Here is a 13,129-nt window from a genome sequence, read left to right as displayed (position 1 = left end):
CACCGACGCGCACGCGGCGCTTGCGCCTCGATCTCCTCGAGCGTCAGAGGCGGCTTCGCTCTGCGGCCGCGTGGGACAGGATCTCGTCCACTGACCAATGGTCGTCGACGGAGCGCCCGTAGTGCGCCGTCAGCACGGTCCCGTTCGGCGCGATGAGGAACTCCGCCGGCAGCCCGAGCACGTTCTCCCCCTCTCCGACCGAGCCGCGCAGACCCCGGCGTCGCTGCGTCCAGCGCAGCGACCGGATCGCCGTCGTCCAGACGTGCGGAACGAGCGCCCGCCATGCCATGCCCAGGGTGATCCGCTCGACGCCGAACTCCCGATAGACGATCCGCTCCGGGTCCGCGACGGCGTCGAAGGGCAGCTCGCCCTGGAAGTCCCGCATGACCTCGGGCCTCGAGTGGAAGAAGGCCACCTCCAGGATTCCCGCATCCGTCAGCTCGCCCAGCCTGGCGCCCACCTGATGGAGGTGGAGGTTGCAGACCGGGCAGCCTGCGAAGCGACGGAACTGCAGGTGCACGATCCGGTCGTCGTCAGGCACCGTGAAGGTTCTGTCGTGGATGCTCGTGAACGGCCGGCGCTCGATGACGTCGCCGACCGCGATGCGCGTCATTCCGACACCTGTCCCACAGCCGCCGCGCCGTCGGACACGCCGCCGGCAGCCCCGGATGCCGTGGGTCGCGGCGGCCGCTTGAACGCCTCTCGCATCATCAGCTGCGCCACCGACGGAGCGCCCGACACCGTGCCGACCGCGACCGTGGTGCGCACGAAGCGCCGGTCGTCGAGCTGCCGGAGCATGGCATCCGCGAGGTCGATGCGGGAGGTGAACTTCTGCGGCACGTACCGCTCGGCCATGCGGTAGTCGCTGACGGCATCCGCGTCGAACAGGCCGGACGGCCGCATCACGGTCCAGTCGACGTCGCTGCCCGCGACGATGCTCTCCATGCGCTTCATGTCGTCGTACAGCGTCTTGCCGAGAACGTTGGTGACGAACGGCTGCAGCACCCGCTCGAAGAAGAAGCCGCCGTGCGGACCCGCGTCGGCGTCGACCGCGCTCGAGCTCACGCACACGAGACGACGCACTCCGTGCTGTGCCATCGCGTCGAGCATGCTGCGCGCACCCACCGAGTACGTGGTGATGGGCTCTCGACCATAGGGGACGCCGAGTGCCGAGAGCACGGCATCCCGTCCCTGCAGCAGCGGACGGATCGTCTCTGGCGCGAAGACGTCGCCCCGTTCGACCCGCAGCCTCGGGTCCGACATCGGGAACGCCTGCGGCGAGCGTGTGACGGCCGTGACGGCGTGCCCGCGCTCCAGCGCGAGCCGCACGACGAGTCGGCCCGTCGGTCCGTTGGCCCCGAACACCACGATGTTCACTAGATTCTCCTTGTCGCCGAATTCCGATAATATGGAAACCGTACTATATGAAAGCGAGAATTGCTATGGCCGGAACAGAGGACACCCGCACCCGCCGTCGGGTGACGGGCGAGCTCAAGCGGCGATTCCGCGACGTGAACAACCAGATCGCCCTGCTCTCGCACCACGTCTCGGCGCGGGTGGAGCTGCGCGACATCGACCTCGACTGCCTCGACTTCCTCGCGCAGCACGGGCCGGCCAGCCCGAGCGCGCTCGCTCGGCGCGTCGGCGTGCATCCCGCGACGATGACGGGCGTCGTCGACCGCCTGGAGAAGGGCGGCTGGATCCAGCGCGAGCGCGACGCCGACGATCGGCGGGCCGTGGTGCTCTCCGTGCGCCGGGAGGCGATCGGCGAGGTGTTCCGGCACTACGACGGGATGAACTCGCAGCTGGACGCCGTGTGCGACGCCTACTCCCCCGCCGAGCTCGCGCTCATCAGCGGGTTCCTCGAACGCACCGCGGACGCCGGAAGGCGCGCCGTCGCCGAGTTCTCCGAGGGCGACTGAGGCTCAGTACGCCACGGCGAGACAGGCGACCAGGCCGACGACCGTGATCACGATGAACGCGCACACGACCACGACGGTGCCCTTGGCCTGACGGCGACGGTCATCGCTTTTGTGTGCGCCCCACAGCTCGGCGCGAAGCCGCACGCGGTGGGCCTCCGCGACGATCTCCTCGGTGCCGGGCAACGACAGGTCGAGGGTGCCGCGGTCGTACTGCCGCTCGATGCGCTCGGCCTCCTCAAGCGTCATCGGCGCCTTGGCCGCGGTGTGACCCCGCGAGGCGCGCTGGCGCGAGTCGACGGGGTCTGTGCCACGGGCATCCTCACCGGCCATCACACACCTCCACTGCTCGATCACTGCGCGCGGCCGCGAGCGACCGTCCACTCCAGGGTACGAGCACCGCGCGAAAGCTACACCGGCGTCACGACTGTTCGCCGCCGGGCACGAACCGGTAGCCCATGCCGGATTCCGTGATGAGGAACCTCGGGCTCGACGGCTCGGGTTCGAGCTTCTTGCGCAACTGCGCGAGATAGAGCCGAAGGTAGCCGGAGTCCGACGTGTGGTGCGGCCCCCACACCTCGGTGAGGATCGCCTCCCTCGTGACCAGGCGATCGGGGTTGCGAACGAGCAGCGACAGGATCTGCCACTCGGTCGGCGTGAGCCGCACCGGATGCCCGTCTTTCGTCACGCGCCGCGCCCCGAGATCGACCACCACGTCGTCGAAGGACACCCTCGGCTCCTCGTCGGAGGCGGGAGTGCGGCGCACGAGAGCCCGGATGCGCGCCAGCAGCTCGTCGGTCGCGAACGGCTTGGTCACGTAGTCGTCGGCTCCACGGTCGAGTGCCTCCACCTTCTCGGCGGAGTCGGCGCGGCCGGAGATGACGAGGATGGGCACCGTGCTCCAGCCGCGAATGGCGTCGATCACCTCGAGCCCATCGAGCTCGGGCATGCCGAGGTCGAGCACCACGAGATCGGGATGCCCGTCGATCACCTTCTCGAGGGCCTGCTTGCCGTTCGCCGCCACGACCACGTCGTAGCTGCGGGCGCTCAGGATGATGCGCAGAGCCCCGAGGATCTGCCGGTCATCGTCGGCGACGACGATCTTCATCGCGGTCCTTTCTCCTGGTGAAGCGCGGTGCGCGTGGGGTTCGCCCGCGAGAACCCCGGGAGCGCCACCACCATCGTGAGCCCGCCGCCCGGGGTGTCCTCCGGTGCGAGGGTTCCGCCCATCCCCTCGACGAACCCCTTCGAGAGGGCGAGGCCGAGTCCGATCCCCGTCGAGTTGTCGGTGTCTCCCTCGCGCTGGAACGGCTGGAAGATGGCGTCCTTGCGGTCGTCGGGAACGCCGGCGCCGGCATCCGCGACGCGCACCTGCACCTCATCGCCGAACACGCTGACGCCGAGCCTTGGTGGGATGCCGCGCGGCGAGTACCTCAAGGCGTTCGCGAGCAGGTTGACCAGCACGCGCTGCAGCAGCACGGGGTCGGCCATCACGGCCGGTGTGTCGTCGGGCACGTCGAGCGCGACGCTGCCCGGGGGCGCGGAGAGCTCCTCGAGCGCAGCGGGCAGCAGGTCCTCGATCTCGACGCGGCGCAGCGAGACGGCGAGCACGCCCGCCTGCACCCTGGTCACGTCGAGCAGATTGGTCACGAGCGCGTCCAGATTGCCGAGGCTGTCGTTCGCGGTGGCGAGCAAGGCATCCCTGTCCCCTTGCGACAGTTCGACGTCGTGCGAGCGCAGGCTCGTCACAGCGGCGGTGGCCGCGGCCAACGGCCGACGCAGGTCGTGCCCTACTGCGGCGAGCAGCGCCGATCGCACGCGGTCGGTCTCGGCGAGCGGTCCGAGTTCGCTGGCCGTGTCGCTCAGCTCCCGGTGCTCGAGCGCCGCATTCAGCTGCGTGATGATGACCTGGAGCACACGGCGATCGGATGCCGTGAGCTCCGCCCCATAGAGCTCGAGCGTGCCGCGCTCCCCCACCGATTCGACCGTGACGGGCTTTTCGACATCGGGTCCGACCGCCTCGGACTCGGGAGCCGCATCGTGCGAGATCTCGGCGCCGTCGGCATCCAGCAGCCGCACCCGCTCGAGTCCGAACGCTTCCCTGGTGCGCTGCACCAGGGCGTGCACCGCGTCTTCGCCGCGGATGACTCCGCCTGCCACAGTGGCGAGCACGTCGGACTCCGCCGCCGAGCGCTGCGCCGCCCGCGATCGGCGTGCCGCCTGGTCGACGACGAAGCTCACGAGCGCAGCACCCACCACGTAGAGCAGCAGCGCCAGGAGGTGCACCGGCTCGGCGATCGTGATCGTATAAACCGGCGCGAGAAAGAGGAAGTCGAGCGTGAGTCCCGACAGCACTGCGGCGAACAGCGCCGGCCAGATGCCGCCGATGAGCGCGACCACGATCACGAGCAGTTGGAAGGCGAGCACGTCACTGGTCAGGGCGTCCGGGGTGTGCACCGCCCAGAGCAGCCAGCTGAGCAGCGGGCCGCCGACGACCGCCAGCACGAACCCGTAGACCCTGCGCCGCACGCTCAACGAGCCGCGCGCCCTCGGCAGGGTCAGCTGGGCGCTGCCCGCCGCGGCGTGCGACACGATGTGCACGTCGATGTCGCCCGACGCCCTGATCACCGTCGAGCCGATGCCGGGCCCGGTGAGGAAGGCGAGCAGCCGCGAACGCCGCGACACCCCGATCACGAGTTGCGTCGCGTTGACGGCCTTTGCGAACTCCACGAGGGCAGCCGGAATGTCGGAGCCCACGATCTCGTGGTACGCCCCGCCCAGCTTCTCGACCAGCGCGCGCTGCTCAGCCAGCGCGCCCGGATGCCGCTCCCTCAGCCCGTCATCGCTGACGACGTGCACCGCGACGAGCTCGCCTCCGCCCGACCGTGCCGCGATGCGCGCACCCCTGCGCAGCAGGGTCTCGCCCTCCGGCCCACCGGTGAGCGCGACGACGACGCGCTCCCGCGCCTCCCACTTGCTGTCGATGCCGTGCTCGCGCCGATAGGTCTGCAGGGCGCTGTCGACCTCGTCGGCGAGCCACAGCAGGGCGAGCTCGCGCAGTGCGGTGAGGTTGCCGAGCCTGAAGTAGTTGGAGAGCGCAGCGTCCACCCTCGCGGCCGGATAGACCAGTCCCTCGGAGAGGCGGTCGCGCAGCGCCTGCGGCGCCAGGTCGATCACCTCCACCTGATCGGCGGCGCGCAGCACGGAGTCCGGGATCGTCTCCTGCTGACCGATGCCGGTGATCTGCTCCACCACGTCGTTCAGCGACTCGATGTGCTGGATGTTGACCGTGGAGATCACGGTGATGCCGGCATCCAGCAGTTCCGCCACGTCTTCCCAGCGCTTCTCGTGGCGGCCGCCCGGCGCGTCCGTGTGTGCGAGCTCGTCGACGAGGGCGACCTCGGGAGCACGGGCCAGCACAGCGTCGAGGTCCAGCTCGGTGAGCTCGACGCCGCGGTGGTTCACCGCACGCCGCGGCACCACTTCGAGGCCGTCGAGCATCGCAGCGGTCGCGGCCCTGCCGTGCGTCTCCACGACGGCGACCACCACGTCTTTGCCGGTCTCCAGCAGCCGCCTGCCCTCGTCCAGCATGGCGTAGGTCTTGCCGACGCCCGGCGCGGCTCCGAGCAGCACCCGCAGCTTGCCTCTCGCCATGCCCGTCCCAGCTCTTACGCCAACTCGTTCGTCACTTGGAGCCGGCGTCGCCCGCCGGATCCATCTTCGACAGCGCCAGGTTGAGCTGCAGCACGTTCACCGTCGGCTCGCCCAGGTACCCGAGGTCCCGCCCCTGAATCATAGACGTCACAAGCGCCTCGACCCGGGATTCCGGAATGCCCCGCGCCTTCGCCACGGCGTGCACCTGCAGCAGCGCGTAGGCGGGCGAGATGTGCGGGTCGAGGCCCGAGCCTGACGCCGTCAGCGCGTCGGGCGGGATGCTCGCGGCATCCACGCCGTCGAGCTTCTCGATCTGCGCCTTGCGGGCGTCGATCTGCTTGACGAGCTCCGAGTTGTTCGGCCCGAGGTTGCTGGCGCTCGACGCGTTGGCGTCATAGCCGTCCCCGGCGGCCGACGGCCGGGACTGGAACCACTGCGGCAACGGGTTGCCCTTCCCGTCGGTGAACGATTGGCCGATCAGACTCGAGCCGACTGTCGTGCCGTTCACGGTGATCAGGGAGCCGTTCGCGCGCGCCGGCATCGTCAGCTGCCCGACGGCCGTCATCACGAGTGGGTACGCCACGCCCAGCAGCACGGTCAGCACGATCATCGCGCGCAGGGCCACCCAATACTGCCGCCCGGTGCCACGAAGTGCGGGACTCATCTCAGTTCTTCTTTCTCGAAAGTCGTGCGGTTCTGCGGCGAAGTCGCCGAAAAGGAGGTCTCGGTCATCAGAACCCCGGGATCAGTGCGATCAGCAGATCGATGAGCTTGATGCCGATGAACGGCGCGATGATGCCGCCGATGCCGTACAGAAGCAGGTTGCGACCGAGCAGCTGGGAGGCGCTCGACGGCCGGTAGCGCACGCCGCGCAGAGCGAGCGGAATCAGGATCACGATGATGATCGCGTTGAAGATCACCGCGGAGAGGATGGCCGACGACGGCGAGTGCAGCCCCATGATGTTGAGCACATGCAGCCCGGGGAACACGCCGACGAACATCGCCGGGATGATCGCGAAGTACTTCGCGACGTCGTTCGCGATGGAGAACGTGGTGAGCGCGCCGCGGGTGATGAGCAGCTGCTTGCCGATCGAGACGATGTCGATGAGCTTCGTGGGGTCGGAGTCGAGGTCGACCATGTTGCCGGCCTCCTTCGCGGCCGACGTTCCGGTGTTCATCGCCACGCCCACGTCGGCCTGTGCGAGCGCCGGCGCATCGTTCGTGCCGTCGCCGGTCATCGCGACGAGGCTTCCGCCTTCCTGCTCCCTGCGGATCAGCGCCAGCTTGTCCTCGGGCGTCGCCTCGGCCAGAAAGTCGTCGACCCCCGCCTCCTGCGCGATCGCCTTGGCCGTGAGCGGGTTGTCGCCGGTGACCATCACGGTGCGGATGCCCATGCGTCGCAGGTCGGCGAACCGCTCGACGAGGCCGGTCTTCACGACGTCCTTCAAGTGGATGACGCCGAGGATGCGCGTGGTCCCGTCCGTTCCGCGGGTCGCGACCGCGAGCGGTGTGCCGCCGGACTGCGAGATGCCCTCGACCAGCTGGTCGAGCTGAGCGATGACGGATGCCGGCGGTGCAGCATCCTCTCCGGCCCACGTGACGACGGCGCTCGCCGCGCCCTTGCGGATGACGGTGCCGTCGGCGAGGTCGACGCCGCTCATGCGGGTCTGCGCCGTGAACGGCACCACATCGCCCGGCACGGAGGCAGGCGGCGTGCGGCCGAGGCTGGTCGCCAGTGCGACGACGGACGATCCCTCCGGTGTCGGATCGCTGAGCGAGGCCAGCGCGGCGGCGTCCACCAGCTCGTCGTCGCCCACCCCGCTCAACGGCAGGAACTCGCTCGCCTGGCGGTTGCCGTAGGTGATCGTTCCCGTCTTGTCGAGCAACAGGGTGTTGACGTCGCCGGCGGCCTCGACGGCGCGTCCCGACATGGCGAGCACGTTGCGCTGCACGAGCCGGTCCATGCCCGCGATGCCGATGGCCGACAGCAGCGCGCCGATCGTGGTCGGGATGAGGCAGACGAGCAGGGCGACGAGCACGGGAACCGTGGGCGTGGCATCCGCATAGCCCGCGACGGGACCGAGGATGAGGATCACCACGACGAACACGATCGTGAGGCTGGCCAGCAGGATGTTCAGGGCGATCTCGTTCGGCGTCTTCTGCCTGCTCGCGCCCTCCACGAGCCGGATCATGCGGTCGACGAACGTCTCCCCCGGCTTCGACGTGATGCGCACGACGATGCGGTCGGAGAGCACCCGAGTGCCGCCGGTGACGGCGCTGCGGTCACCGCCCGACTCGCGCACGACGGGCGCCGACTCCCCCGTGATCGCCGACTCGTCGACCGAGGCGATGCCCCAGACGATGTCTCCGTCTCCGGGGATCGGCTCGCCTGCCGTCACGACCACGACGTCCCCGAGCTTCAGGTCGGCCGACGCGACCTGCGTGGTCGGCGCATGCACGGCTCCGGGGTCGTCGTCGCGATAGTCGACCACGCGGTTGGCGGTGGTCGTCGTGCGGGTCTTGCGCAGGCTCGCGGCCTGCGCCTTGCCGCGCCCCTCGGCGACCGCCTCGGCGAGCGTGGCGAACAGCACGGTGAGCCACAGCCAGACCGCGATCCACCAGGTGAAGGCGACGGTCGTGGTGGTGCCGCCCGAGACCTGGCCGCCGAGGAAGGGCTGGGCGATGGCGAGCAGCGTGGTGAGCGCGGCTCCCACCTCCACGATGAACATGACCGGGTTGTGCCACATCTGAAGGGGGCTCAGCTTGCGCAGGGCATCCGGAAGGCTCGTGACGAGCTGGCGCGCGTTGAACGCGCCGCCGCGGGCCTTCTCGGTTCGCGGATGCCGCGCCGACGGCTCTGTGGTGAGGGTTTCGTTCATGGCTCGGGTCTCTTCCATGGCTCAGTGCAGTCCTTCTGCGAGCGGCCCCAGTGCGAGCACCGGGAAGTAGGTGAGTGCGGTGATGATGAGGATGGTTCCGACCAGCAGTCCGACGAACTGCGGCCTGTGCGTCGGCATGGTGCCGGCCGTGACGGGGAGCTTCTCCTGAGCCGCGAGAGATCCGGCGAGCGCGAGCACGAACACGATCGGGATGAAACGGGCGAGGAACATCGCGGCCCCCAGTGCCGCGTTCATCCACGGCGTGTTCGCGGAGATGCCGCCGAACGCCGAGCCGTTGTTGTTGGCCGCCGAGGTGAACGCGTAGAGGATCTCGGAGAACCCGTGCTGGCCGGGGTTGAAGATCGTCGTCTTCTCCACGCTCTGCACGACTCCCGGAATGGCGAAGCTCAGCGCGGTGCCGGCGAGCACGATCGTCGGGGTGGTGAGGAAGTACAGGCTCGCCAGCTTCACCTCGCGGGCGCCGATCTTCTTGCCGAGGTATTCCGGCGTGCGGCCCACCATGAGCCCGGCGAGAAAGACGGCGATGATCGCCATCACGAGGATGCCGTAGAGCCCGGCCCCGATGCCGCCCGGGGCGACCTCGCCGGTCATCATGTTGATCATCGTCATCATGCCGCCGAGCGGGGTGAGGGAGTCGTGCGCGGCATCCACAGCTCCCGTCGACGTCAGGGTGCTCGTCGTGCCGAACAGGGTGGTGCCGAGGATGCCGAAGCGCTGCTCCTTGCCCTCCATCGCGCCGCCGGCCGCCGCGGTGGCCGTTCCGCCGCCCGCGGTCTCGATCCAGGTGAAGAGCGAGAGGGAGACCACGAAGATCACGCCCATGGCGGCCGCGATCGCGTACCCCTGGCGGTTGTCGCCGACCATGCGGCCGAACGCCCTCGGCAGGCAGAACGGCACGAGCAGCATCATGAACACCTCGATGAGGTTGGTCCACGCCGTCGGGTTCTCGAAGGGGTGCGCCGAGTTGGCGTTGAAGAAGCCGCCGCCGTTGTTGCCCAGCAGCTTGATCGCCTCCTGCGAGGCGGCGGGCCCACCCGGGATGTGCTGCGTGGCGCCGGCGAGCGTGTGCACGGTGTCGACCGCGTTGAAGTTCTCGATCGCACCGCCGGCGATGAGCACGATGGTGAACAGCACCGACAGCGGGAGCAGTATGCGCAGCGTTCCGCGGATGAGGTCCACCCAGAAGTTGCCGATCGTGCCCGACCTGTGTTCCGTGCTGCGCACGTCAACCGCTGCCTTGGCCTCGGACGAACGAGTGGACTCGTTCGCCTCTCGGCCTTCGTTGCGGTGTGCGGCGAACCCGCGCACGAGCGCGATGGCGACGGCGAGACCGACGGCCGCCGAGACGAAGTTCTGCACCGTGAGCGCTGCGATCTGCACGGTGTAGCCGACGGTCACCTCCGGTGAGTACGACTGCCAGTTCGTGTTCGTGACGAACGAGATCGCCGTGTTGAACGACAATCCTTGTGGAACGGCGGGGAGGCCGAGCGAGTACGGCAGCCATGCCTGGAGCCGTTGGATCAGGTAGACGAGCAGCACGCCGACGATCGAGAACGCCAGCACGCTGCGCAGGTAGACCTGCCAGCTCTGCTCGGAGGCGGAGTCGACGCCGATCAGGCGATAGATGCCGCGTTCGACCTTCAGGTCTTTGCGGGAGGTGAACGTGTGCGCCAGGTAGTCGCCGAGCGGCCGATAGCTGATGACGAGCATCAGGGCCACGGTGGCGAGCTGGGCGATGAAGAGCCAGAGAGTTGTCATCGGGGCTAGAACTTCTCCGGCTTCACGAGCGCGTACACCAGGTACACGAGGGATGCGGTGGCCAGCACCGCCGACAGCACGACGAAGACGATCACAGCTTCTCCACCACCCTTGCGACCAGGGCGACGACGACGCCGAGGGCGACGATGCCGAGTATGCAGAACACGTCAAGCACGAGGATGCTCCGTTCGACTCCACGCGCCGCCACCGGCGGTCGCGGGCCGCACCTCGCGGCCAAGGCACTATCGAACCCGCCCGTCACGGGCGCCTGCGACGCCCTTACGGAATCCATACGCGCAGCTGAGGGACGCTAACGGATTCCGTGCGCGCCGAGGCGTCTCCGACTCGCGCCGCCGCCCGTGCGTGCCGTTGTGGGGCTGGCCCCACCCGATCGTGGGTCTGCCCCCGTACAGCGCCGTTCGCCGTCTTTCTAGCGTGGAATCACTGGATGAAGGGAGCCGTCATGGAGACGGGACTGAACGCGAATCCGAACTCGAACGCGAAGACCGAGGCGACGTCGCAGCATCGGAAGGGCCACGACACGACTGCCTCGCGGGCGCTGGAGACGGCCGCGAAGTGCGCCTGGATCTTCGGCGTGTGGAACACGGTCGTGTTGGCCGTGCTGATCGCCTCGGCGATCAGCGGCGGAACGCCGAGCGTGTTCATGTGGGTGCGGGCGGGCATCCTGATCGCCGTTTCTCCGCTCTTCGTGCGACTCGCACGGGCGGCGGAGCGTGGCAGCACGGCTGCGCTCGGACGCCTGCGGATGGTGGCAAGCGTTCTGCCGGTCGCCGTGATCGTGGTCGACTTCATCCCAGGAGTCGCGCCGCTCTGGTACGCGCTGCTGCAGGGAATCGGCTCGCTGGTGCTCGTACCGGTCGCTGTGATCGCGTGGCGTGCCCGCCGGGAGCAGCCCGGTGCGTGAGCGCGGATGGAACAATACGGAAGATGGCAGCGGCACCCCGGCGGCAGGAGCACCGAGCATGATCGCTTCGATCATGCGGGTCGCGCGTTCGGTGGCCACGGGGCTGCTGCGGTCGACGACGTTCGCCCTGTGCGCCCTCATCGTGCCTGCGTGCATCGCGCTGCTTCCCGTGCTGGCCGCGCTGCGGCTGCTCGGGTCGCCGTGGTCGTGGTCGAACCCGTGGTCGTGGGCCGCGTTGGCGATCATCACGGCCGCGGTGACGCTCGCACTGGCGCATCCCGTCGCGACACTGTTCCGTCGCCTGGTGCGGCGCTGGACCGGCATCGAATTGCCCGACGGTTATCGCCAACGTCCAGAGCCCGTACGCCTGGCGACCGGGTACTGGTGGAACGGCTCGTCGTACGAACGCACCCGCGACGACGCGCACAGCGATCAGCGGATGCGCCGCGCCGCCGAGCCCGCGTTCTGGCGAGAGGTGCTCTGGATGCCCGTGGCCGCGGTCACCGTGCTTCCCGTCTGCGTCGCTCCGGCCGCCGCGCTCGCCGGCGCGATCGTGCTCTGCTTGAACCCGTCGCCACTGGCCGTCGTGGCAGCCCTGCTGCTCGTCGTCGTCGCATGCGCCGTCGTCGGTGTGGCGTGGCGCATCGTTCCGCCGCTCGGCAGGCGGCTCCTGACCGGAACCCCGGCCAGCGACACCGAACGCGGCCTCCGTGAACAGCGCGCCGACCTGACGGCCGCGCACGACGCCGAGATCCGGCGCATCGAGCGCGATCTGCACGACGGCGCCCAGTCCCGGCTCGTGGCCGTCGGCCTCGACATCGCCGCGGCGGAACGCCTCATCGGGTCCCGCCCCGACCAGGCGCGCGAGCTGCTGCGCTCGGCGCGCCTCGGAACCGCCGACTCGCTGAACCAGCTCCGCGACCTCGTGCGAGGCGTGTATCCGCCGGTGCTCGTCGAGCGTGGACTGGTGCCCGCACTGCGGGCCCTTGCCCTCGACAGCCCGCTTCCGGTCGACGTCGCGGGGCCTGACGATCTCGGGCTGGCGTCACCGCTGGCGGCCGCGCTTTACTTCGGTGTCGCCGAACTGCTGACGAACGCGGCCAAACATGCGCGGGCATCCAGAGCCTCCGTCACCGTCGCACGGCAACGCGAGCACGTCGATGTCGTCGTGCACGACGACGGCCGCGGCGGAGCATCCTTCTCCGACGGCGGAGGTCTCGACGGCGTGCGACGCCGTCTCGCCGTGTTCGACGCCACCATGGAGCTCGACAGCCCGTCGGGCGGGCCAACGACCGTGACAATGAGGATGCCGTGCGAATAGTCGTCGCCGAAGACCAGTTCCTGCTGCGCGAGGGTCTCGTGCGGCTGTTGCAGGCGTTCGGTCACGACGTCGTCGCCACCGCGGCGACCGGGCCGGAGGCGCTCGTCGCGCTGCTCGAGCACCGCCCGGAGGTCGCCGTCGTCGACGTGCGCATGCCGCCCGACAACACCGACGACGGCCTGCGCGCCGCCCTCGCCGCGCGAGCGCAGGTGCCGGGTCTGCCCGTGCTCGTGCTGTCCCAGCACGTCGAGCACCTCTATGCGCGCGAACTGCTGGCCGACGGCAACGGCGGCGTCGGCTATCTGCTCAAAGACCGCGTCTTCGACGACGAGCAGTTCATCGGCAGCCTGGAACGGGTTGCGAGCGGCGGCACCGCGCTCGACCCCGTCGTCGTGGCGAAGCTCCTCGACCGACCCCAGGCGAGGCTGAGCGCGCTCACCGACCGCGAGCGCGAACTGCTCTCGCTGATGGCCGAGGGCCTCTCCAACAGCGCCATCGCCGAACGCCTGCACCTCAGCGAAGGTGCGATCAGCAAGTACACGACGACCACGTTCGACAAGCTGGGCCTCGCACCCGACGACGGCACCAACCGGCGGGTGATGGCCGTGCTCGCCTATCTCGGCGACGTCGATCGCTGATCGTCCGGCCGCCG

The 13,129-nt window shown here is 69.4% G+C and carries 13 protein-coding genes; 4 read left to right on the top strand and 9 right to left on the bottom strand.

Translation table 11 applies throughout. The features are described from left to right. Positions 1-43: 43 nt before the first annotated feature. Positions 44-613, bottom strand: coding sequence for a peroxiredoxin-like family protein (locus tag FPZ11_RS01360; RefSeq protein ID WP_146317730.1), 570 nt, complete (start codon positions 611-613; stop codon positions 44-46). Beyond that, the gene (locus FPZ11_RS01355) at positions 610-1,377 is read right to left on the bottom strand and encodes an NAD(P)-dependent oxidoreductase (RefSeq protein WP_146317728.1); all 768 of its coding nucleotides are present in this window, start codon (positions 1,375-1,377) and stop codon (positions 610-612) included. Before FPZ11_RS01355 ends, FPZ11_RS01360 begins: the two co-directional genes overlap by 4 nt. A 65-nt stretch (positions 1,378-1,442) precedes the next feature. On the opposite strand from FPZ11_RS01355, the gene FPZ11_RS01350 reads away from it, so the two are divergent. After that, positions 1,443-1,922, top strand: a complete 480-nt coding sequence (locus tag FPZ11_RS01350) for a MarR family winged helix-turn-helix transcriptional regulator (protein WP_146317726.1) — start codon at positions 1,443-1,445, stop codon at positions 1,920-1,922. 3 nt (positions 1,923-1,925) lie between these two features. Here FPZ11_RS01350 and FPZ11_RS01345 read toward each other — a convergent pair whose 3' ends face one another. The 7 genes from FPZ11_RS01345 to kdpF form a co-directional block, all read right to left on the bottom strand. Continuing rightward, the gene (locus FPZ11_RS01345) at positions 1,926-2,252 is read right to left on the bottom strand and encodes a hypothetical protein (RefSeq protein WP_146317724.1); all 327 of its coding nucleotides are present in this window, start codon (positions 2,250-2,252) and stop codon (positions 1,926-1,928) included. 88 nt (positions 2,253-2,340) lie between these two features. Beyond that, positions 2,341-3,027, bottom strand: a complete 687-nt coding sequence (locus FPZ11_RS01340) for a response regulator transcription factor (RefSeq protein ID WP_146317722.1) — start codon at positions 3,025-3,027, stop codon at positions 2,341-2,343. Next, positions 3,024-5,573, bottom strand: coding sequence for a DUF4118 domain-containing protein (locus FPZ11_RS01335; protein ID WP_146317720.1), 2,550 nt, complete (start codon positions 5,571-5,573; stop codon positions 3,024-3,026). Before FPZ11_RS01335 ends, FPZ11_RS01340 begins: the two co-directional genes overlap by 4 nt. A 31-nt stretch (positions 5,574-5,604) precedes the next feature. Then, positions 5,605-6,237, bottom strand: a complete 633-nt coding sequence (kdpC, locus tag FPZ11_RS01330; RefSeq protein ID WP_146317718.1) for a potassium-transporting ATPase subunit KdpC — start codon at positions 6,235-6,237, stop codon at positions 5,605-5,607. Positions 6,238-6,304: 67 nt separating this feature from the next. Further along, complete coding sequence (gene kdpB, locus FPZ11_RS01325) at positions 6,305-8,452, bottom strand: potassium-transporting ATPase subunit KdpB (RefSeq protein ID WP_146317716.1); 2,148 nt, start codon at positions 8,450-8,452, stop codon at positions 6,305-6,307. 21 nt (positions 8,453-8,473) lie between these two features. Then, positions 8,474-10,231 (bottom strand): potassium-transporting ATPase subunit KdpA, encoded by a 1,758-nt coding sequence (gene kdpA, locus FPZ11_RS01320; RefSeq protein ID WP_146317714.1) that lies wholly within the window; start codon positions 10,229-10,231, stop codon positions 8,474-8,476. 5 nt (positions 10,232-10,236) lie between these two features. Further along, complete coding sequence (gene kdpF / locus FPZ11_RS01315; protein ID WP_146317712.1) at positions 10,237-10,326, bottom strand: K(+)-transporting ATPase subunit F; 90 nt, start codon at positions 10,324-10,326, stop codon at positions 10,237-10,239. A gap of 353 nt (positions 10,327-10,679) precedes the next feature. On the opposite strand from kdpF, the gene FPZ11_RS01310 reads away from it, so the two are divergent. The 3 genes from FPZ11_RS01310 to FPZ11_RS01300 are packed head-to-tail and all read left to right on the top strand — an operon-like array spanning position 10,680 to position 13,115. Then, a complete protein-coding gene (locus FPZ11_RS01310) occupies positions 10,680-11,156 on the top strand; it encodes a hypothetical protein (protein ID WP_210415932.1) in 477 nt (158 codons plus the stop codon). A 58-nt stretch (positions 11,157-11,214) separates the two neighbouring features. Next, entirely contained in the window at positions 11,215-12,477 is a 1,263-nt protein-coding gene (locus FPZ11_RS01305; RefSeq protein ID WP_210415931.1) for a sensor histidine kinase, read from the top strand. Beyond that, entirely contained in the window at positions 12,468-13,115 is a 648-nt protein-coding gene (locus FPZ11_RS01300; protein WP_146317710.1) for a response regulator transcription factor, read from the top strand. Before FPZ11_RS01305 ends, FPZ11_RS01300 begins: the two co-directional genes overlap by 10 nt. Positions 13,116-13,129 lie beyond the last annotated feature (14 nt).

Source organism: Humibacter ginsenosidimutans, assembly GCF_007859675.1.
In the GTDB taxonomy this organism is placed as follows: domain Bacteria; phylum Actinomycetota; class Actinomycetes; order Actinomycetales; family Microbacteriaceae; genus Humibacter; species Humibacter ginsenosidimutans.
The sequence above is the reverse complement of the archived record's forward strand: the minus strand, read 5'-3'. Positions and strand labels throughout refer to the sequence as shown.

Coding starts and splice junctions, on each gene's coding strand:
- FPZ11_RS01360 (WP_146317730.1), bottom strand. CDS start 613: ATGACGCGCATCGCGGTCGGCGACGTCATCGAGCGCCGGCCGTTCACG.
- FPZ11_RS01350 (WP_146317726.1), top strand. CDS start 1,443: ATGGCCGGAACAGAGGACACCCGCACCCGCCGTCGGGTGACGGGCGAG.
- FPZ11_RS01345 (WP_146317724.1), bottom strand. CDS start 2,252: ATGGCCGGTGAGGATGCCCGTGGCACAGACCCCGTCGACTCGCGCCAG.
- FPZ11_RS01340 (WP_146317722.1), bottom strand. CDS start 3,027: ATGAAGATCGTCGTCGCCGACGATGACCGGCAGATCCTCGGGGCTCTG.
- FPZ11_RS01335 (WP_146317720.1), bottom strand. CDS start 5,573: ATGGCGAGAGGCAAGCTGCGGGTGCTGCTCGGAGCCGCGCCGGGCGTC.
- kdpC (WP_146317718.1), bottom strand. CDS start 6,237: ATGAGTCCCGCACTTCGTGGCACCGGGCGGCAGTATTGGGTGGCCCTG.
- kdpB (WP_146317716.1), bottom strand. CDS start 8,452: ATGAACGAAACCCTCACCACAGAGCCGTCGGCGCGGCATCCGCGAACC.
- kdpA (WP_146317714.1), bottom strand. CDS start 10,231: ATGACAACTCTCTGGCTCTTCATCGCCCAGCTCGCCACCGTGGCCCTG.
- FPZ11_RS01310 (WP_210415932.1), top strand. CDS start 10,680: ATGAAGGGAGCCGTCATGGAGACGGGACTGAACGCGAATCCGAACTCG.
- FPZ11_RS01305 (WP_210415931.1), top strand. CDS start 11,215: ATGATCGCTTCGATCATGCGGGTCGCGCGTTCGGTGGCCACGGGGCTG.